This window comes from Saccharopolyspora sp. NPDC050389 (genome assembly GCF_040655595.1).
In the GTDB taxonomy this organism is placed as follows: domain Bacteria; phylum Actinomycetota; class Actinomycetes; order Mycobacteriales; family Pseudonocardiaceae; genus Saccharopolyspora.
In genome coordinates, this window is record NZ_JBFAKG010000012.1 from 1 (window position 1) to 19,248 (window position 19,248).

Below are 19,248 nucleotides of genomic sequence, written 5' to 3' on the forward strand. Positions count from 1 at the left end.
CAGCCCCGACGCGTCGTATTGGTCATACGTGTGTCGGGGATCCCACAGCGAGAAGACCGCGGTGACTCCCGCAGGGGGGCCGCCACCCGCACCGCTACGCAGGACGAGTTTGGAAACAGGTTCTATAGCGACCCAAAAGACTCACGGCCCCGGACCTGGTCCGGCTTCAGGTGGTGGCGAGGTAGCCGGCGAGCATTGCGCGGGCGACGTCGCGGATCCGGTCGTCCGGCGGGAGGAACGTGGGGGAGTGGAGCTGCTCCGCGCCGCCGTGGGTGCCGACGAACATCATCAGGGACGGGAACAGCTCGGAGAAGTAGGAGAAGTCGTCCGACCCGGCCGAGCGCAGGTCGTCGGAGACCTGGAGGCCCAGCGTGCCGAGCAGCGGGGCGGTCGCCTTCGCCAGCTCGGCGTCGTTGTCCAGGACCGGCTCGCCGTGCACGAACTCGACCTCGGCGCAGCAGCCGTGCGAGCGGGCGGTCAGGTCGGCGACCTCGATCAGTCTCTTGTGGACATCCGTGCGATCGGCCGTCGTCATCGCGCGCACCGTGCCGCGCGCGACGGCTTGCCCGGGAACGACGTTCGCGGCCGTGCCCGCCGTCAGGGTCGTCACGCTCAGCACGACCGAGGCCATCGGGTCGATGGTCCGGCTGATCATGCTCTGCAACGCGACGATCACGTGCGCGAGCGCCACCACGGGATCGCGCGTGCGGTGCGGGTACGCGGCGTGCCCGCCCTCGCCGCGCACGGTCAGCGTGAACTCGTCCGACGAGCCGTTGACCACGCCCGGCGTGCACGACACCGTCCCCGCGGGCAGCAGCGGCTGCACATGCGCACCGATCACCGAACGGCACTGCTCTGCTTGCAGGACACCGCTTTCGGCGATCTCCTTCGCCCCGGAAGGATAGGTTTCCTCGCGCGGCTGCAGCACCGCGAGCAGCGGCGTCGGGCCGCCGACCGCATCGACGGCGCGCGCGAGCGCGATCAGCGCGGCGAGGTGCACGTCGTGGCCGCACGCGTGCATCGCACCGGGGTGCCGCGATGCCCAGTCGACACCGGTTCGCTCGGTGATCGCGAGCGCGTCGAGCTCCGCTCGCACCGCGACGGCCGGGCCTTCGCCGCCGATCCGCACGACCGCGGCGGTGTCGCCGATCCTGGTCACCGCTCCCGGCAGATTCGCCAGCGCCAGCTCCAGGGTGGGCCCTTCGCCGCCGGACACGCAGGGCTGGGCGTGGATCCGGTGGCGGATGTCCACTGCAGACTCCAGCTGGCGCTCCAGCTCCGCGAGCAACCGCTTCACCGCTGGTCCAGCCGGTAGACGCGGCGCGCGTTGTCCTGGCCGATCATGCGGACCACCCGGATCGCGTCCGGCTCGGACCACTCGCCGGCCTCGACCCACTCCGAAAGCGCCTTGCGCATTCCCCGCCGCCACAGCATCGCGCCGAGGTGGTGCAGTTCCGGCGGGCCCCAGGCGTCGGAGGAGAACAGGATCTTCGCGAACGGCGCGAGCTCCAGCGACTCGGCGACCACCGCCGAGGAGCGGACGCCGCTGTAGTTCACCCCGAGCCCCACGTCGAAGTACACGTGCGGGAACACCTGGGCCAGGTAGCCGGCGTTGCGGTGGAACGGGTAGCAGTGCAGCAGCATCAGGTCGACCCCGGACGGCTCGACCAGCTTGATGAACCGCGTCAGCAGCAGCGGATCGCAGCGGTGCAGCTCGACGTCGGGATCGCCGTACCCGGCGTGCAGCTGCAACGGCAGCCCCCGGTCGACGCCCGCCCAGAGCAGGAACCGCAGCAGCACCGGGTCGTCCACCCTGGTGGCGCCCGACCGCAGCCAGTTCCCGGCGGCGGCAACGACTTCCGCCTCCGACGGGCGTTCCGGATCGAAGTCGAAGCCGTAGCGGTAGGCGACGATGCTCTTGAGCCCGACCGCATCGACCGTGCGCTCCGCGAGCACCTCCGGGAACCGCGACGGCAGCTCGGCCGCGCTCACCCCGCTGCGCGCGAGGTCCTCCAGCACGGCCTCCAGGCGCACCACCTCGTCGGCCGGGACGCCGGAGGCCGACGCCATCTCGCCGGGGGAGAGGATCTCGTCGCCCTTGTAGCCGGTCTCGACCAGGTAGCGCCCGATGCCGCTGGCCGCCAGCAGCCGCCGGGTGACCTCCGCGGCGCCGAGTTCTTCCCGCCGCGCCACGTAATCGGCCGCGTCGGCGTGCGCGGGCAGGCCGAGCTCTGGTGCGCACCAGCGGCGGATGGCGAAGCCCAGCTGCGAGTCGAACTGCGTCATCCACGCCGGCACCGGCCGGTCGGATTCGGTGAGCATCAGTTCCAGCGTCGGCCGGTCGACCTCCCCGGCCAGCGCGCCGTGCACGTGGTGGTCCACCAGCGGCAGGCCGTCGATGGCCGCCGCGAGGTCCTCAGTAGACATCCGCGATCCTCCGGGTGCGTTCCGCGTCGTCGAGTCCGTCGAGGTGCGCGAGTTCGGTGCGCTTCACCGAGAGCTGCGTGGCCAGCAGATCCGGGTCGAACCACGATCGCACCACATCGTCGGATTCCAGTGCTTTCAGCGCCGATTCGAGCGAGTCGGGAAGCGCGGGCACCCCGGCGAGGTCGGCCTCGGTGGCTTCCTCCGGCCACACCACCGGCTCGTCGTAATCCGAGGTCAGGCCCGCCAGCCCGGCCCGGATCAGCACGCCGAGCGCGAGCCACGGGTTGGCGGTGGCGTCGGCGGCCCGGTACTCCAGGTTGAACTGCGCCGCCGGATCGGGGCCCGAGGTCGGGCAGATCCGCAGCATCGCCTCGCGGTTGCGTTCGGCGAGGAACGCGCCGCCGACGCTCCACCGGTGCGGCGTCAGCCGCAGGAACGACACCGGGCTCGGCGCGGTCCACGCGGTCAGCGCCGCCGCGTGCCGAAGGACACCGGCGGCGAAGCGGGTGCCCACTGTGGACAGACGGCCAGGTCGTCCGGCGTCGAAGAGCACCGGCCGGCCATCGGCGTCGCGCAGGCTCAGGTGGATGTGGACGCCGTTTCCCACCCCGTCCGGATCCAGCAGCGGCGCGAAGCTCGCACCCAGCCCGCGTCGCCGGGCCAGGTCGCGGACGAGTTCCTTGAGCAGCACGGCGCGATCCGCCGCGACCAGCGCGGAATCCGGGTGCAGGGTGATCTCGAACTGCCCGTCGCCGTACTCGGGCAGCCACGTCTCCGGCCGCAGCCCGGCGTCCGCCAGCAGCCGCACCAGATCCGAGCCGAACGGCTCGGCGGTCCGGAACCGGTGCAGCGAGAACGGGGCCGAAGCGGGCAGCCCGGAGAGCACGAACTCGTGCTCGAACGACGCGACGACCTCGAAACCGGTGCGGGCGCGCAGTTCGTCCAGCGCGTCGCGCAGGAACGTGCGCGGGCAGCACGGCCACGGAGCGCCGTCGGGCAGCGTCTGGTCGGCCAGGTACAGGCGCAGGCCCGGCTGCTCGCCGTCGGCCGGGATGTCGATCCCACTGGCCGGATCGGGGCGCAGCCGCAGGTCGCCCTGCGAGCCGAAGACGTTGTCCGGGGCGATCGGGCCGAACGCCGACACCGCCAGATCGGCAGGCACCCAGCCGACGCCGCCGCGCAGCACCGCGTCGTGCTCGGTGGCCGGCACCGACCGTCCGCGGGTCAGCCCGGCGAGATCGCAGGTGGCGACGAAAACGGTGGTCACAGCGCGCTCCTCTCGGCCTGCGGGTCCTGGGCGGCGAGTTCGGCGGTCAGCCGCTCGCCGATGCGCTGGGCCAGCCCTGGGGCGGCCAGCAACACGACGGCACCGGCGAGGCACCAGGCCCCGGCGATCCACGGGAAGTAGGAGAACGGCGCGGGTTGACCGGCCGACTGCTTGAAGATCACGAAGCCGAGGTAGGCGATGCCCGCGATCGGCAGCACGATCTCGTACTTGGGGATCGAGGCGCGGCCGGAGAGCGTGAACGCGATGACCCCGGCACCGGCGACGGCGTAGGCGACAAGGATGCACAGCACGCCGATGGTCGCGAACCAGTAGTACGTGTCGAACGCGGAAACCCCGAAGCCTGCGACAATCGCCACCAGGATCGCCGCCACCGCGCACACGAACGCCAGCGCGGCGGTCGGTGCGCCGGTGCGTGGGCTGGTCCGGGCCAGCCGGGCGGGGCCGAAGCCGTCGCGGGCCAGGGCGTAGACCAGCCGCGCGGCGGCGGCCGACGACGACAGCGCGGAGGCGAACGCCGACGCCACCGCGGTGAACGCGATGACCAGCGCGAACCAGGCTCCGACGTACTGCTCGGAGAGCGTCGCGAGGGCGGCCTCGGAGCCGGCGAACTCCGCGACGCCGGCCTCGTCGGTGCCGAAGCCGATGGTCTGGGCGAACATCACGAAGACGTACAGCAGCCCGGTCAGCAGCACGCTGCCGACCAGCGCCCGCGGAATGTTCCGGCGCGGATTGTCGGTTTCCTCGCCCAGCGACGCGCACGCCTCGAAGCCCGCCCAGGACACGAAGGCGAACACGGTCGCGGTCATGACCGCACCGAAAGTCGTTCCCTGCGCGGTGAAGACCGACAGGTCGAGGGTCTGCCCGCGCGGGGCCGAGCCGCCCGCCACCCGGCCGATGACCACGAACGCCAGCACCGCCATCGCGACGATCCCGATGCCCTCGACGATCAGCAGGGTGCGCGCGGTGAAGCGGGTGTCGCGCGAGTTGAGCAGGCCGACCGCCACGGCGGCGAGCAGCGCCACGACCAGCCATGGTGTCGCCGCCGGGATGCCCAGCGCCTGCAGGAAGGCGTGCGCGAAGACGCCGGTCGCGGCGAGCGTGCAGGTCAGGAAGAAGAGGTAGGTGCCCAGCAGGGCGAAGCCGCCGAAGAATCCGGCGCGCGGGCCGATCGTGGCCCCGGCCAGGGCGTAGACCGATCCGGCGTGGTTGAAGTGTTGCGTGAGCCGCCAGAACCCGTAGCCGACCAGGGCGACGCCGATCAGGCCGAGGACGAAGACGAGCGGCACGGCCTTCCCGGCGGTGGCCGCGACGCCTGCGCCGTTGAGGCCCATCGCGAGGGTCGGGCCCATCAGGCCCACCGACAGGGCCAGGGCCTCCCACAGGCGCAGCTTGCGCGGGGCGCGGGTTCGATCAGGCAACGGCTGCTCCAGCTGGCGGCGAACGGCGGAGCCACCGGCAGGCGACCCATCGGCACAGAATGAAACATCCATTCCATATCGCCAGTCAACAACTCATTCTGGAACGAACATGCCACGCTTCGCGCTGGCCGGAACGCGCCGGCGCCGAACCGTGTCGGCGGCCTCCGGGGCGATTGCTCCGCCTGGTGGGGCGTTTGCCCTGCTAGATGCCCGTGCGTACTTTGTGCTGCTATAGCGACACAAAGTGCACACGGGCCCGTGAGCAGCCGAAACGTTGCGCCCTGTCGAGTGCCTGCGAGGCGCTGAGCGGTCGAACGTGACGAACGACACGATTTCGGCATCGGCCCCCCGGAGGTGTCCTGTGTGGACGATCCGGGCGGCGGTTCGCGGGCTTGCCGGCTTCCGTTTGCGTGGCTAAATTTCCCAGCTCGGCCGCGATTCACGTGTCCTCGCGTGCCCGGCGGCGGCCGGGGCGACGCCGGGTGTGGCGGCCGGGCGGGGCCGGAATCCGGCGCCGTGATGTGGTCGTCGGCGTACTGACTGGTTGGTATGCGTGTGGTACTCCTGATGGACCGCCCAGGTCAGGGCGCGCTTGGAGGTGTGGTCATGGGCGACTCGCGGCACGAATGGATCGAGCCGGGCGCGTACGAAGTCGCGCCGGGCGTGCACCGGATCCCGCTGCCCCTTCCCAGCGACGGCCTGCGCGCCGTGAACGTCTACGCGATCGCCGACGGCGACACGCTGACCCTCGTCGACGGCGGCTGGGCGCTGGACGAGGCGCGCGAGCAGCTCGCCGCCGCGCTGCGCCAGATCGGCGCCGGGCTGGGCGACATCAACCGGTTCCTGGTCACCCACGCGCACCGCGACCACTACACGCAGGCGGTGGCGCTGCGGCAGGAGTTCGGCGCCAAGGTGCTGCTGGGCGAGGACGAGCGGCACACCATCGAAGTCCTGAAGGACCCCGGGCACCGGCCGCTGACCAAGCAGATCGAGCTGCTCGCCGAATGCGGCGCGAAGCCGGTGCGCGACGCGGTCATCGCCGCCCGCGAGGACGGCCCGCGCGGCCCGAACTTCTGGGAAGAACCCGACGAGTGGATCGGCGAGTCCACCGACATCACGCTCGCCGACCGGCCCCTGCGTGCGCTGGCCACGCCCGGCCACACCCGCGGCCACCTGGTGTTCATCGACGACGCCGCCGGGCTGATGTTCGCCGGCGACCACGTGCTGCCGCACATCACGCCGTCCATCGGGTTCGAGCAGGCCCCCAGCGAGGTTCCGCTGCGCGACTACATGGCGTCGCTGCGGCTCGTCCGCGCGCTGCCCGACATGCGGCTGCTGCCCGCGCACGGCCCGGCCACCGACAGCGTCCACCAGCGCGTCGACGAGCTGCTCGACCACCACGACGCCCGGCTGGACGCGATGGCGGCCGTCGTGGTGAACGGCGCGAGCACCGCGTACGAGGCGGCGCGGGCGCTGACCTGGACCCGCCGCGAGCGCAGCTTCGACGAACTCGGCGATCCCTTCAACCAGATGATGGCGGTGCTGGAAACCGCCGCTCACCTGGACGTCCTGAGCCTGCAGGGCAAGCTCGCGAAGGAGAAGGTCGAAGGGGTCGTGCACTACTCGCCGGCCTGACCGATGCGGATCAGGAACGGCAGCACGCACACGGCGAGCACGCCGCCGCCGATGGCCAGCGCGCTGTAGCTCGTCGAGGCCATCACGAGCCCGCTGGACAGCCCGGCCGTCGCGCCGGCCAGCGAGACGGCGAGGTCCACCCGGCCCTGGAGCCGGGCCCGGTTCGCGAGCGGGGCGGCGTCGGTGACCATCGCGGTCCCGCCCAGCAGGCCGAGATTCCAGCCGAGCCCGAGCAATCCCAGCCCGACCGCCAGTCCGGCGACGGAATGCTCCGGGACGAGCGCCGCGACGAGTCCGGCGGCCAGCAGCACGACGCCGCCGGCCGCGATCACCGCGCGTCGGCCGAGCTTGTCGGCGAGCGCGCCGGTCAGCGGCGACGGCAGGTACATGCACGCGATGTGCACGGCGATCACCAAGCCGGTCTCGGCGAGCCCGTGACCGTGGTCGCGCATGTGGATCGGCGTCATGGTCATCACCGCCACCATGACCAGCTGGGTCAGCACCATCGCGCCCGCGCCGAGCGCCAGCCCGCCGCGCGGCCCGTTCCCGCCGAGCTGTGCCGGGCCGGAATCCGGTTGAGCGGCCAGCGCTCGCGCGGTCAGCAGCGGATCTGGGCGCAGCAACGCGGTCAGCAGCAGCGCCGCCGCGCCGTAGGCGACGGCGGAGAGCAGGAACGGCCCGGACAACGCCGGCAGGCCAACGGATTCTGCTGCTGAGCCGGTGACTTCTGTGAGGTTCGGGCCGAGCACCGTGCCGCCCGTGGTCGCCAGCAGCACGATGCTCAGGGCGCGCCCGCGGTGCGCGGGATCCGCCAGATCTGCTCCCGCGTAGCGGGCCTGCAGGTTCGTCGCCGTCCCCGCGCCGTACGGCAGGAACGAGATCAGCAGCAGCGCGGCGTTGTTCAGCAGGATCGCCACCACGATCCCGAGTGCTCCGAGCGCGCCGATGGCGTAGCCGGCCGAGAGGCCGCTGCGGCGGCCGCCGCGTTGCGACAACCGGCCGATCAGCAGCGAGGCGACGGCGGCGCCGAGGGTGAACAGAGCGCTGGTGATACCGGCCCAGCGCTTGGAATCGAGCATGTCCTCGGCCAGCAGCGCGCCGACGACCACGCCGGAGGACAGCCCGGCGCCGGCCAGGATCTGCGAGCAGATCAGCGCCCGGATGGTCCGGCGCTGCACGTGCCGCCGGGTCTGGGCGGCGGCACTGGAGTTCAGAGCATCGTCGATGGCCACGCCCCGGTCACCGGCCGGTTCGGGAAGTGGCCGGACACCGCGGAATTCCGCGCGCGGAGGATGCGTAGCGAGGCTCAATCATGGACATTGTCATACCTCGCGCGGTTGCGCAGGGGCAACCTTCGGTGGAACCGGCCGTGCGAGCGGGAAAACCGGCTCAGAGGACCGGGTGCATCTCGGGATGGGCCTGCCACCAGCGGTGGAACAGGGGATTGTCCGCGACGTGCAGCAGATATGCCCGGGCGATCTCCCGGTAGAGCAGATCCGCCTGCTCCCGGGAGATGCGGTCCGGCCGCCAGGCGACCACCAGCCGCGCGACCAGCGGATCTCCTTCCAGTGGCAGGACGACGGTGCCGGGCGGCGCGGCGAACGTCGGCTCCACCAGCCGGATCCCGTGGCCGTTGACGACCAGCTCCCGGCCGCCGCCGCTGGGCGCCTCGAAGCGGATCTGGGGCTCGAACCCGGCTTCCAGGCAGGCGGCGCGGAGCGCGGCCAGCGAGCCGTCGTCGGCGCCGGGCGGCCCGATCCACGCCTCATCGCGCAGGTCGCCCAGCCGCACCTGGTCGCGGTCGGCCAACCGATGGCCGGCGGCCAGCGCGACGAAGCACGGATAGCGCGGGATCAGCACGCGGCTGGTGACCGGCCGTTCCAGCGGAACGTCGAAACCCGCCACGATGCCCAGCAAAGCCGCGTCGTACTGGCCGCGAGCGAGGGAATCGGCCAGCATCGCGGCGGAAGACTCCACGTGCAGCATGACCGAACGTCCCAGCGGGGCGGCCTGAACGCGGTCCACGATGCTCGAAACGCACGCGAGATGGGCACATCCCAGGTGCAGCGGCTCGGTCGACGCAGGCGGGCTGCCGGCGCCGCCGAACAGGGAATCGACCTCCGACAGCACGATCCGGGCGCGATCGAGGGTCCGCCGCCCGAACTCCGTCGGCACGACGCCGGTGCGGCTTCGGACGAACAGCTCAGCGCCCAGCATCCGTTCGATCGCGTGCAGCTGGTTGCTAAGCGCCGGTTGGGTGAGTTCCATCCGGGCCGCGGCGCGCGTGATGCTGCCGGCTTCCGCGATCGCGCAGATCATCCGGAGCTGCCGGATCTCGATCGTCATAGCCGAACTGTATAGCGCCGGTTATGGGGCCAGATGTCCTTCTGATGACAGAATTCCCATCGCGTGCGCACGTTCCAGGAGCGGGAGACCGGTATCTCGCTTCGCCCCCTGACCGCTTCTTCCTCGCTAGGAGGTCGAACGTGCCGATCAGATTGCCTCGTGCTGCCCGAAGTCGGCGTTCAGCCGTGCTTCGAATTCTGCTGCTCAGCCTGGTCTTGGCCCTGATTTCGCCCGCCGTCGCGCAGTCGGCGCCGGGCCCGGCCGAAAAGCCCACCGCGCCAACGGAAATGCGCCCGGCCCGCACGCTGGAGGCCAAGGACCGCCCGCCGCTGCCCGCGGACGACTCCGCCCAGCGGCGCAAGTACTTTGAAATGCAGGACTTCCCGTTCCGGCCGCGCCCTTCGATGCAGGCTGAGGTGCAGGCGCCGGACTGCGATCCGTCACAGTTCACCGGCAATACCGGAAGTGAACTCGTCCGTCAGATCCAGTCTGCCACCCCCGACTGCATCAACACGCTGTTCCGCCTTACCGGCGGTGACGCCCACGGGGCGTTCCGGGAAGAGCAGATGGTCACGGTCGCCAATGCGCTCCGGGACAACGCCGCCGCCTATCCCGGCGACAACAGCACGAACACCCTGCAGCTGGTGCTCTTCCTGCGCGCCGGGTACTACGTCCAGTGGGGCGACCCGGGAAGCGTGGGTGAGTACGGGCCGGCGCTCAAGGCGGCGATCCAGGGCGGGCTGGACGCGTTCTTCGGCAACCCGAAGTCCGGAACGGTCAGCGACGAGAGCGGCCAGATTCTCTCCGAATCGGTCATCCTGATCGACAGTTCCACCGAGAACGGCCGCTACCTGGAGGTCGTCAAGCGGCTGCTCACCGCCTACGACTCGTCCTACGACCAGTTCTATTGGATGGTCAACGCGGTCAACAGCGTCTACACCGTGCTGTTCCGCGGGCACCAGTTCCCGGACTTCGTCGACGCGGTCCACGCCGACCCGAGCGTGGTGGACACCGTGCACACCTTCGCGACGCAGCACCTCGACCTGCTCGGCACCAAGAACCGCTTCCTGACCGCCAACGCGGGCCTCGAGCTCGGGCGCTTCGTGCAGCACGAGGCGCTGCGCGACAAGGTCCGGCCGATGCTCAAGGACCTGCTCGGCCGCAGTCAGATGACCGGCCCGACCGCGCCGCTGTGGGTGAGCGTCGCCCAGATGACCGACTACTACGACAAGCAGAACTGCGGCGAATACGGCACCTGCGATCTGCAGCAGCGGCTGACCGACGCGGTCCTGACCGTCAAGCACACCTGCTCGCCGAGCATCAGCATCCGCGCTCAGCAGATGGCGGCCGAGGAACTGGCGGCCAGCTGTACCAGCCTCACCGGCCAGGACGCCTTCTTCCACGACAAGGTCCAGGACGGCGGCCAGCCGGTGGCGGACGACAACAACACGACCATCGAGGTGGTCGCGTTCGACTCCAGCGCCGACTACCAGACCTACGCGGGCGTGATCTTCGGGATCAGCACCAACAACGGCGGCATGTACCTCGAAGGCGACCCCACGAAGCCGGGCAACCTGCCGCGGTTCATCGCCTACGAGGCCGAATGGCAGCGGCCCACCTTCGAGATCTGGAACCTCAACCACGAGTACACGCACTACCTCGACGGGCGCTTCAACATGTACGGCGACTTCGCGGCGTCGACCAGCACGCCCACGGTGTGGTGGATCGAGGGCGTCGGCGAGTACATCTCCTACTCCTACCGCAACCTGCCGTACCAGGAAGCGATCGACGAGGCCGGCAAGGGCACCTACAGGCTGAGCGAGTTGTGGGACACCGCCTACAACGCCGACTCCAACCGGGTCTACCGGTGGGGATATCTCGCGGTCCGGTACATGTTCGAGCGGCACCGCGCCGAGCTCGGCACCGTGCTCAACTACTACCGCCAGGGTGACTGGAACGGCGCGCGCGACTTCCTCACCCGCACCATCGGCTCGAGCTACGACCAGGACTTTTCGAATTGGCTGTCCGAGTGCGCCGCAGGCGCCTGCTCGACGCCCTGACCGATAGCGATCACACCGCGAGCGCGCGGTCGGCAATGAGCCGGCTGCGCGCTCGCGCGCGTCGATGGCAACGATCAGTGATCGCCGCGGTCGCTGTGCGTGCCGGAAAATCACCCGGCTGCCGCGTAGGGCGGCGAACTCCGGCGTGCCAATCTGGAAGGGCTTGAGGCAGGTGGGGGGCGGGTACCTCGTTGGGGTCGAAGGGAACGTAGCTAGGAGCTCATCATGTTGAGCAGGCACGAGCGGGACAGGCTCGCCGAGATCGAATCCGCGCTGGTGTCAGGTGATCCCCGGCTGGCGGAGAAGTTCGCCCGGTTCGACAGTGGCCGGAGCTGGGGCGGCATGCGCCGGCTGCTGGTGTTCCTGGTGCTCGCCCTCGTCGCGGTGCTGGCGTTGCTCTGCCTGCTGAGCGGGCTGGTGCTGAGCTCGATCGCGTTGGCCCTCTGCACCGCCGCCGGCGCGTTCGGGGTTTGGTGGCACGCCAGGCGGAAACGACAGCAGTGACCGCCGATTTGTCCTATATGGATGATTCACGGCGTCGGGTGGGGAAGAGCTTGCAGCACGGTGTCGGGCTCGACGAAGACGCCGTCGGGCAGGCTTTGGAGGCGTTCCAGGTGCGCCGCCGGTGCGCCGAGGGCGACGCATTGCTGGTAGATCTCCTGCTTGGTGGCCGGGAAGCGCACGTGGCAGAGGAACCTGAGCAGTTCTCCGCGATCGGGTACGGGCATCGTTCCCCCCGCCCGTCGAGCCGGTTGGGTCGACATCCGGCTACCCCTCCCGCGCGGCACGCACACGCGACGCGGCGATGACGGCGCGGATGTGGCTGGCGGGAATGGTGGAAAGCCGCGAGGCGCCGAGATGAGCGCGGTGAGCGGGCTCGGCGAAGCCGCGCGGCGCCGCGTCCTGGTGGTCCTGTGCGGCACGGAGATCACGAGCTGGGGCGTGCTGTTCTACGCCTTTCCCGTGCTGGCACCGGCGATCAGCGCGGACACCGGCTGGTCGGTCGCGGTGCTGACGGCGGCGTTCTCGGCGTGCCAGATCGTCGCGGCGCTGACCGGCGTGCTGGTCGGGCGGTGGCTGGACCGCTCGGGCCCGCGCCCGGTGATGACGGCGGGCTCGGTGCTGGCGGTCCCGGCGCTGATCGGCGTCGCCGCCGCGCCGAACCTCGCCTGCTACTTCGGCGCCTGGCTCGTCGTCGGGATCGCCGCCTCCGGCACGCTCTACCCGCCCGCCTTCGCCGCGCTGACGCGGTGGTGGGGTTCGCGGCGGGTGGCGGCGCTGACCGCCGTGACCCTCGCCGGGGGCTTGGCGAGCACCGTGTTCGCGCCGCTGACGGCGCTCCTCAACGCTCGCCTGGACTGGCGGACGACGGTCGTCGTGCTCGCCGTGATCTTCGGGCTGATCACGATTCCCGCCCATGCGCTCGGCTTGCGCGGCGAATGGCCGCGCGTGGCGCGCGCCGAGCAGGCCCGGCAGGGCGATCCGGGAGCGGTGGCGCGGAGCCGGGCCTTCATCGTGCTCGCGGCGGCGATGAGCTTGGGCGCCTTCGCGCTTTACGCCGTGGTGGTCAACCTGGTGCCGCTGCTGCTCGAACGCGGGCAGTCGACCGGCCTGGCCGCGGTCGCGCTCGGGCTCGGCGGTGTCGGGCAGGTCTGCGGCCGGCTCGGCTACGGGCGGCTGTCGCGGAACACCACCGCGCGCGGCCGGATGGCGATCGTGATCGCGGCCGGCGCGGCGACGACCGGGCTGCTGGCCGTCATTCCGGGTCCGGCGGCGTTGCTGATCGCGGCGGCCGTGCTGGCCGGTTCCACGCGAGGCATGTTCACCCTGTTGCAGGCCACGGCCATCAGCGATCGTTGGGGCGCGGCGCAGTTCGGGCGGCTCAACGGGATGCTCTCCGCGCCCGTGCAGGTGGCCATCGCGCTGTCGCCGTGGGGCGGCGCGGCGCTGGCCGAGGTGTTCGGCGGCTACTCGGTGGTGTTCGCGCTGCTTGCCGCGCTCGCCGCGTTGCTCTCCCTGTCGTCGATGCCCTGATAGTCCACAGTGGTCAGACGGCGACCATCTCGCGGGCCGCGAGGGCGATGGCGGGCGCGTCGATGCCCGCCTGCCCGAGCAGTTCGGCAGGCGTGCCGGAGCCGGGCATGCCGCGCACCGCCAGCACGCGCACCGGCGCTCCGGTGCCCGCGAGGGCGCTGAGCACGGCCTCGCCGAGGCCGCCTTCCGGCCAGTGATCCTCGGCCGTGATCAGCCCGCCGGTCTCGGCGGCGGCCCGCCGCAGCGCGTCGACGTCCACCGGCTTGATCGAGTACAGGTCGATGACGCGGGCCTGGATGCCTTCCCGCGCAAGCGTTTCCGCCGCCTGGAGCGCCTCATGCAGGGTGATGCCCGCGCCGACGAGCGTGACGTCGTCGCCGTCGCGCACCACCCGCGAGCCGCCGACCGGGAACTCCTCGCCCGGCTCGTAGATCACTGGCGTGGCGCCGCGGGTCGTCCGCAGGTAGTTGATGCCGTCGCGGTCGGCCATCTCCGCGACCAGCTGCACGGTCTGGTTGGCGTCGCACGGGTAGAGCACCGTGCTGCCGTGCACCGCGCGGAACTCGGCGAGATCCTCCAGCGCCATCTGCGACGGCCCGTCCTCGCCGATGGACACGCCCGCGTGCGAGCCCATCAGGCGCAGGTTCGCCCGGCTCACCGCGGCCATCCGGATGAAGTCGTAGGCGCGGCTGAGGAACGCGGCGAACGTCGAGGCGAACGGCACCCACCCGCGCACCTGCATGCCGATCGCCGCGGCGACCAGCTGCTGCTCGGCGATGTACATCTCGAAGTAGCGGTCCGGGTGGGCGTCGCGGAACAGCTCGGAGAAGGTCGAGTTCGACACCTCGCCGTCGAGCGCGACCACGTCGCCGCGGCGGTCGCCGAGCGCGCGCAGCGCCTCGCCATAGGCCTTGCGGGTGGCGACCTCGGTGCCGGGCTCGAACGCCGGTAGCCCGCCGCCGGGCACCGGGAAGACGTGTGGCGTCTCGTCGCCCGTCGGCTTCGCGCAGGTCACCCGCAGGTCGCGGATGCCGCCGAGCTCGCGGATCGCCTCCTCCGGATGCACCAGCGCCTTGCCGTGGAAGCCCGGCCGGTCCTCGACCTCGGCGACGCCCTTGCCCTTCTTGGTGGCCGCCAGCACGGCGACCGGCCGCCCGTCGCCGGCCTCGGCGTCCTTCAGCGCGGCCTCCACCTGCTCCGGGTCGTGGCCGTCGATCTGCAGCACCCGCCATCCGGCGGCGTAGGCCCGGGTGGCGTAGGCGTCGAGATCCCAGCCGTGCATCGTCTGCCCGGTCTGGCCGAGCCGGTTGACGTCGACCAGCGCGATCAGGTTGTCGAGCTGCTCGTGCCCGGCGTGCTCCAGCGCTTCCCAGATCGATCCCTCGGACATCTCGCTGTCGCCGCAGAGCACCCACACCCGGTAAGGCAGCCGGTCGAGCCGCTGCGCGGTCAGCGCCAGGCCCACGCCGATCGGCAGGCCCTGGCCGAGCGAACCGGTCGCGACGTCGACCCAGGGCAGCACCGGCGTCGGATGGCCCTCCAGGCGGCTGCCGAACTCGCGGAAGGTGAGCAGCTCGGCGTCGTCGATCGCGCCGACCGCCTTCAGGCACGAGTAGTACAGCGGAGAGGCGTGGCCCTTGGAGAAGATCAGGTGGTCGTTGCGCGGATCCTCGGGGTGGTCGAAGTCCAGCCTCAGGTGGCCGTCCAGCAGCGCGGCCATCAGGTCGGCGGCCGACATGGACGACGTGGGATGCCCGGAACCGGCGGCGCTGCTGGCCCGCACGGAGTCGACCCGCAGCTGCTGCGCCAACTCGATTCGGTTGCTCAGATGGTCCATGCCAGGGGAGATGCCCGCAGGCATCCCCGGCGAAACTCAGGTCAGGTCGGTGTTGCTCAGGCCGGTGAGCAGGCGCTTGATCACCTCGGGATCGATCTCGGCCGTCTCGTCGACCGGGTGCTCGGCCTGGGCGCGCTTGTTGCGGGAGCGGCGCGGCAGCGGCACCGCGTTCGCCGAGACGCCACCAGGCAGCGGCAGCTCGCACCACACGAGGGTGCCGCCACCGCGCAGGGCAGTCGCGCCGCAGCGGCCGCCTGCGAATCCGGGCGCCAGCGCCGGCGGGACGTTCGCCAGCTCGTCCTCGACCTCGGTGACGAGGCTCTCGCCGCTGAGCCGCAGGCGGACGGTGATGAAACCGGGGGATTCGGGGTTCGCGCTGTCGACGGCCGCGGTCACCAGCGCGGTGGTGAGCTGCGAGGTCTCCTCGATCAGTTCCCGCAGGGACCATTCGGCGAGGGTGAACCGGACGAACATCTCGGTGCAGTTCACCGCGCTGGGCAGCGCGATGAGTCGCAGATCGTCGACTTGTGCGGTCTGGGTGTTCACCTGGTTGTCGTCCTCCATCCGCGTCCGCTGCGCGCTTTCACCCGCGAGCCTTATTTTGCCAACTCGAGCGGGTGGCTTGTCTACAGGGGCGGCACTACTCGAATCACCGCTCGCGGCTCGGTTCCGGGCTGGCCTGTCGATCTCTCCGGCGTGCGCACCACGCGGCGACCGCTCGGCGTCGCCCGGTGCGGCGCCTCAGGTGGCTTGGTGCATCTTCTCGCTATCCCTTGACTGTCTGTTGTGGACGATCTCCGGCGAAACACCGTTCCGGCGCAGCGCGTTTCGGCGCCACGTGCGGAACCTGCCGAGTGTCGGGCGAGCCGTTCACAGTGGTCTGGCCAGAAACGTACGTGACGAATCGCGGTTGGTACAGACCGGTACGTATCGGTTCCACAACGGCGTGTTCCCGCCCGCTGATCGGGAACCGCCCGGCGCCGGGGTGCCCGCGGCTCGCGGGCACCCCGAACGGGTTACACGAGGCTATCCAGGCCCTCCCGCATCGCCTTGCCGATCAGGTCGATCTCCGACTCGCTGATGATCAGCGGCGGCGACACCGCCAGCGCCTTGCCCAGCGGGCGCACGATCACGCCCAGGTCGCGGATCGCGAGCTGCGCGCGGCCCACGGCGCCCGGGTCGGCGGCCAGCACGTCCGGCGCCAGCTCGACCGCGCCGAGCAGGCCGGTGCCGCCGCGCACCTCGGCCACGGCGGGGTGGTCGGCGAGCTGCTGCAGCGCGTCGTGCAGCGGGCGCTCCAGCTCGTTGGCCCGCGGCAGCAGCTTCTCGCGCTCCAGGATGTCCAGGTTGGCCAGCGCCGCGGCCGCCACCGTGGGATGCCCGGAGTAGGTCGCGCCGTGCCGGAACGGGCGGCCCGGGTGGTTCCAGAACGGCTCGGCCACCCGCTCGGCGACCACCACGCCGCCCAGCGGCAGGTATCCGCTGGTCACGCCCTTGGCGAAGGTGATCATGTCGGGCTGCAGGCCCCACCGCTCGACGCCGAACCAGCTGCCGACCCGGCCGAAGCCGCAGATCACCGCGTCGGCGACGAACAGGATGTCGTGCTCGGCGCAGATCTTGGCCGCGGCCTCCAGGTAGCCCGGCTGCGGCGGGTACAGCCCGCCGGCGCCCATCACCGGCTCGGCGAAGAACGCCGCAATCCGGTCGGCGCCGAGCCGGTCGATGGCCTCCCGCAGGCTCTCGGCGTCGTCGTGGGAGACCCGGCTGGCCTCCGGCACGAGCTGGCCGAACCCGGCCTGGTTGGCCTCGATCCCGCCGATGCTGGTGCCCATGCCGTTGGTGCCGTGGTAGGCGTTGCCGCGGCTGAGGATGTGGGTGCGCTGCGGCTGCCCGCGCTGCGCCCAGTACTGCCGGGCCAGCTTGGCGGCGGTGTCGATCGACTCGCCGCCACCGGTGGTGAGGAAGATCTTCGCGCCGTCCATCGGGGCGAGCTGCGAGAGCCGGTCGGCGAGCGCCTCGGCCGGCGGGTTGGTGAAGTCGTTGAACACGAAGTAGGACTCGAGCTCGCGCATCTGGGCGGCGGCGGCCTCGACGATCTCGGTGCGGCCGTGGCCGACGTTGGCGTACCACAGGCTCGCGGTGCCGTCGAGGTATTGGCGGCCTTCCTGGTCGTAGATCCAGACCCCGTCGGCCTTGCTGACGCAGAACTGGCTGTTCTTGACCTGGAACATGTCCGCGAACGGGTGCCACAACGCGGTGTCGCGCGGTGCTGTCGACATGCAGTCCTCCTTCGGTATCGCGCCCAGCTTGGTCGCAGCACCCGCCGGTACGCCAGTGCCAAAACGCCGAAATTCGCCGACCGAGTTGGCCAGATCGCCACCGGTGATCACTTGCGGTGAGTGCGGGACCGGTCACAGCCGGGACCTTCTCCTCTGCTGGCGGCCTGCCGTCGACGGCACTGTCGTGGTGTTTGCCGACGCGTGGAGGTGATCGACGCATGTCCTGGCTCCCGATGCTCCGCGGCCAGTCGCCCGAAGCCGCCGACGAGCGCCCGTGGACCCCGGAAGAGGTGGCGGTGCTGGCCGAGGCGGTGCGCCGCGCGCCGTCCGTGCACAACACGCAGCCCTGGTCGCTGCGGGTGCAGGGGCGCGCCGCCGTGCTGCGGCCGCGCTCGACGCCGGAGCTCGTTCAGCACGATCCGGACGGCCGCGACCGGCGGATGTCGTGCGGTGCGGCGGTCGCCAACCTGGCGATCGCGATGCGCGGGCTCGGCTGGGCGGTCGACGTCCAGTGGCACGCCGATGACGCCGAACGGGACGGCGATGCGACGGTGATCGGCACGCACCGGCTGCCGGCGACCGCGATCGACCGGGAGCGCCGCCAGGCCATCGCCCGCCGCGTGAGCTTCCGGGCCGCCTTCACCGGGCGGCCGGTCCCGCACCTGGCGCGCGCCGCCGTGGTCGCCGCGGCGACCACGCAGGCGACCTGGGTGGAAGGACCGGCGGAGGAGCACGCGCTGGCGCGCCTGCTCGGCTACGCCGCGCGCGCCAACCACGACGACAAGAGCTACCAGCGCGAGCTGGGCGCCTGGATCGCGCCGATCCCGGACGAGGGGCTGCCGGAGGACGCGCTGCCGGCGCGCGGCGTGTCCGCGACCGGCCTGGCGACCGGCGCCACCCGCCTGCCCGACCAGGAGCAGATCGCCCGGTGGCTGGCGCAGGAATCGGTGCTGGTCTTCAGCACGATCACGGACGGCCCGCGAGACCAGCTGCTCGCCGGCGAGGCCGCGGAGCGAGCCTGGCTGGAGGCGACGCGGCTGGGCCTGGTCGCGTCGGTGATGACGCAACCGCTGCGGCTGTCGGAGGTCCGCGCCGGGCTGAGCGTCGAGCTCGGCCTCGGCGGGGTGCCGCAGCTGCTGATGCGGATCGGCTACCCGCCGGCGATCCCGGTGCCGCGCGCCGACCGCCGCCCGCTCCCGGACCTGTTCACCGACTGATCGTCCACTGTGGTCACAGGGTCTCGACGACCTCCGCGTAGTCGAGCCGGGGAAGCCGGTCGAACCACGGGTCGACGCCGGGCCTGCCGATGTTGACCACCAGCACGACGTGCCGCCGCCCGGACGGGAAGAACTCGGCGTCGATCCCGGCCGGGTCGAAGCCGAGCATCGGCCCGGCGGCCAGCCCGGCCGCCCGGATGGCCAGGATCGCGTAGCCGGCCTGCAGCGTCGCGTTGTAGTCCGCGGCCGCCTCCCGCGCCTGCGGGTCGGCGAACATCTCGCGCATCTGCGGCGCGTGCGGCAAAAGCCTGGGCAGGTGCTCGTCGAACCGCCGGTCCGCCGACAGTAGCAGCGTGACCGGCGCGGACTCGGTCTTGGCGCGGTTTCCCTCGGCCATCAGCGGGATCAGCCGCGCCTTGGCGGCCGGGGTGCGCAGCGCGGTGATGCGCAGCGGTTGGGTGTTCGCCGAGGTCGGCGCCCAGCGCAGCAGGTCGTAGATCGCCCGCAGCTGCGCGTCGGTCACCGGTTCCGGGGCGAAGCTGTTGGCGGTGCGGGCCCGGCGGAACAACAGGTCCTGTGCCTCCGGCGCGAGCACCAGCCCGGCGGACTCGGTCGTGGTCGTGTCGCTCACCTCCGTGGGGCGGCGCGACGGCCCGCGCGCATCCGGTCGTCCAGCGACCAGACGATCGGCCGCTCGCCGGTCCTCA

16 protein-coding genes are annotated in these 19,248 nt (G+C 71.5%); 5 read left to right on the forward strand and 11 right to left on the reverse strand.

Annotation, left to right across the window (positions count from 1 at the left end; genetic code table 11):
• Positions 1 to 166: 166 nt before the first annotated feature.
• Genes AB0I53_RS10065 through AB0I53_RS10080 form a run of 4 tightly spaced genes read right to left on the reverse strand, consistent with a single transcriptional unit; the run spans position 167 to position 5,133 of the window.
• A complete protein-coding gene (locus tag AB0I53_RS10065; RefSeq protein ID WP_358599400.1) occupies positions 167 to 1,297 on the reverse strand; it encodes a M20 family metallopeptidase in 1,131 nt (376 codons plus the stop codon).
• Positions 1,294 to 2,427 carry an amidohydrolase family protein gene (locus AB0I53_RS10070; protein WP_358599402.1) on the reverse strand — a complete coding sequence of 378 codons (1,134 nt, stop codon included), beginning with the start codon at positions 2,425 to 2,427 and terminating at the stop codon, positions 1,294 to 1,296. The genes AB0I53_RS10065 and AB0I53_RS10070 overlap by 4 nt, the downstream gene beginning before the upstream one ends.
• Entirely contained in the window at positions 2,417 to 3,694 is a 1,278-nt protein-coding gene (locus AB0I53_RS10075; RefSeq protein WP_358599405.1) for a glutamine synthetase family protein, read from the reverse strand. Before AB0I53_RS10075 ends, AB0I53_RS10070 begins: the two co-directional genes overlap by 11 nt.
• Positions 3,691 to 5,133, reverse strand: a complete 1,443-nt coding sequence (locus AB0I53_RS10080; RefSeq protein WP_358599408.1) for an APC family permease — start codon at positions 5,131 to 5,133, stop codon at positions 3,691 to 3,693. Before AB0I53_RS10080 ends, AB0I53_RS10075 begins: the two co-directional genes overlap by 4 nt.
• Positions 5,134 to 5,739: 606 nt before the next feature.
• On the opposite strand from AB0I53_RS10080, the gene AB0I53_RS10085 reads away from it, so the two are divergent.
• Positions 5,740 to 6,768, forward strand: coding sequence for an MBL fold metallo-hydrolase (locus AB0I53_RS10085; RefSeq protein WP_358599411.1), 1,029 nt, complete (start codon positions 5,740 to 5,742; stop codon positions 6,766 to 6,768).
• Here the strand turns inward: AB0I53_RS10085 and AB0I53_RS10090 are convergent.
• A complete protein-coding gene (locus AB0I53_RS10090; RefSeq protein ID WP_358599414.1) occupies positions 6,753 to 8,078 on the reverse strand; it encodes an MFS transporter in 1,326 nt (441 codons plus the stop codon). The two genes, AB0I53_RS10085 and AB0I53_RS10090, sit on opposite strands and share 16 nt — an antisense overlap.
• A gap of 79 nt (positions 8,079 to 8,157) precedes the next feature.
• Positions 8,158 to 9,114: a LysR family transcriptional regulator gene (locus tag AB0I53_RS10095; protein ID WP_358599417.1), complete on the reverse strand. Its 957-nt coding sequence runs from the start codon at positions 9,112 to 9,114 to the stop codon at positions 8,158 to 8,160.
• Positions 9,115 to 9,299: 185 nt separating this feature from the next.
• Here AB0I53_RS10095 and AB0I53_RS10100 point away from each other — a divergent pair, with 185 nt between their 5' ends.
• Positions 9,300 to 11,174, forward strand: coding sequence for a collagenase (locus AB0I53_RS10100; protein ID WP_358599420.1), 1,875 nt, complete (start codon positions 9,300 to 9,302; stop codon positions 11,172 to 11,174).
• Positions 11,175 to 11,399: 225 nt separating this feature from the next.
• Entirely contained in the window at positions 11,400 to 11,678 is a 279-nt protein-coding gene (locus tag AB0I53_RS10105; RefSeq protein WP_358599423.1) for a DUF3040 domain-containing protein, read from the forward strand.
• Positions 11,679 to 11,704: 26 nt separating this feature from the next.
• Here AB0I53_RS10105 and AB0I53_RS10110 read toward each other — a convergent pair whose 3' ends face one another.
• Positions 11,705 to 11,902 (reverse strand): DUF2795 domain-containing protein, encoded by a 198-nt coding sequence (locus AB0I53_RS10110; RefSeq protein ID WP_358599426.1) that lies wholly within the window; start codon positions 11,900 to 11,902, stop codon positions 11,705 to 11,707.
• Between the two features lie 130 nt (positions 11,903 to 12,032).
• On the opposite strand from AB0I53_RS10110, the gene AB0I53_RS10115 reads away from it, so the two are divergent.
• Positions 12,033 to 13,208 carry an MFS transporter gene (locus AB0I53_RS10115; protein ID WP_358599429.1) on the forward strand — a complete coding sequence of 392 codons (1,176 nt, stop codon included), beginning with the start codon at positions 12,033 to 12,035 and terminating at the stop codon, positions 13,206 to 13,208.
• A gap of 13 nt (positions 13,209 to 13,221) precedes the next feature.
• On the opposite strand, the gene AB0I53_RS10120 is transcribed toward AB0I53_RS10115, so the two are convergent.
• The 3 genes from AB0I53_RS10120 to AB0I53_RS10130 all read right to left on the reverse strand — a co-directional run bounded on the left by AB0I53_RS10120 (position 13,222) and on the right by AB0I53_RS10130 (position 17,324).
• Positions 13,222 to 15,045 (reverse strand): transketolase, encoded by a 1,824-nt coding sequence (locus AB0I53_RS10120; RefSeq protein WP_358599432.1) that lies wholly within the window; start codon positions 15,043 to 15,045, stop codon positions 13,222 to 13,224.
• A gap of 36 nt (positions 15,046 to 15,081) precedes the next feature.
• Positions 15,082 to 15,591 (reverse strand): ATP-binding protein, encoded by a 510-nt coding sequence (locus AB0I53_RS10125; RefSeq protein ID WP_358599719.1) that lies wholly within the window; start codon positions 15,589 to 15,591, stop codon positions 15,082 to 15,084.
• 470 nt (positions 15,592 to 16,061) lie between these two features.
• A complete protein-coding gene (locus AB0I53_RS10130; RefSeq protein WP_358599435.1) occupies positions 16,062 to 17,324 on the reverse strand; it encodes an aspartate aminotransferase family protein in 1,263 nt (420 codons plus the stop codon).
• Between the two features lie 218 nt (positions 17,325 to 17,542).
• Here AB0I53_RS10130 and AB0I53_RS10135 point away from each other — a divergent pair, with 218 nt between their 5' ends.
• Positions 17,543 to 18,541, forward strand: coding sequence for a hypothetical protein (locus AB0I53_RS10135; protein ID WP_358599437.1), 999 nt, complete (start codon positions 17,543 to 17,545; stop codon positions 18,539 to 18,541).
• A gap of 13 nt (positions 18,542 to 18,554) precedes the next feature.
• On the opposite strand, the gene AB0I53_RS10140 is transcribed toward AB0I53_RS10135, so the two are convergent.
• Positions 18,555 to 19,139 (reverse strand): malonic semialdehyde reductase, encoded by a 585-nt coding sequence (locus AB0I53_RS10140; protein ID WP_358599722.1) that lies wholly within the window; start codon positions 19,137 to 19,139, stop codon positions 18,555 to 18,557.
• Positions 19,140 to 19,248 lie beyond the last annotated feature (109 nt).

Bases quoted from the DNA above. Each gene is read 5' to 3' on its own strand.
- AB0I53_RS10070 (WP_358599402.1), bottom strand. From the start codon at position 2,427: ATGTCTACTGAGGACCTCGCGGCGGCCATCGACGGCCTGCCGCTGGTG.
- AB0I53_RS10085 (WP_358599411.1), top strand. From the start codon at position 5,740: ATGGGCGACTCGCGGCACGAATGGATCGAGCCGGGCGCGTACGAAGTC.
- AB0I53_RS10095 (WP_358599417.1), bottom strand. From the start codon at position 9,114: ATGACGATCGAGATCCGGCAGCTCCGGATGATCTGCGCGATCGCGGAA.
- AB0I53_RS10105 (WP_358599423.1), top strand. From the start codon at position 11,400: ATGTTGAGCAGGCACGAGCGGGACAGGCTCGCCGAGATCGAATCCGCG.
- AB0I53_RS10110 (WP_358599426.1), bottom strand. From the start codon at position 11,902: ATGCCCGTACCCGATCGCGGAGAACTGCTCAGGTTCCTCTGCCACGTG.
- AB0I53_RS10115 (WP_358599429.1), top strand. From the start codon at position 12,033: ATGAGCGCGGTGAGCGGGCTCGGCGAAGCCGCGCGGCGCCGCGTCCTG.
- AB0I53_RS10120 (WP_358599432.1), bottom strand. From the start codon at position 15,045: ATGGACCATCTGAGCAACCGAATCGAGTTGGCGCAGCAGCTGCGGGTC.
- AB0I53_RS10130 (WP_358599435.1), bottom strand. From the start codon at position 17,324: ATGTCGACAGCACCGCGCGACACCGCGTTGTGGCACCCGTTCGCGGAC.
- AB0I53_RS10135 (WP_358599437.1), top strand. From the start codon at position 17,543: ATGTCCTGGCTCCCGATGCTCCGCGGCCAGTCGCCCGAAGCCGCCGAC.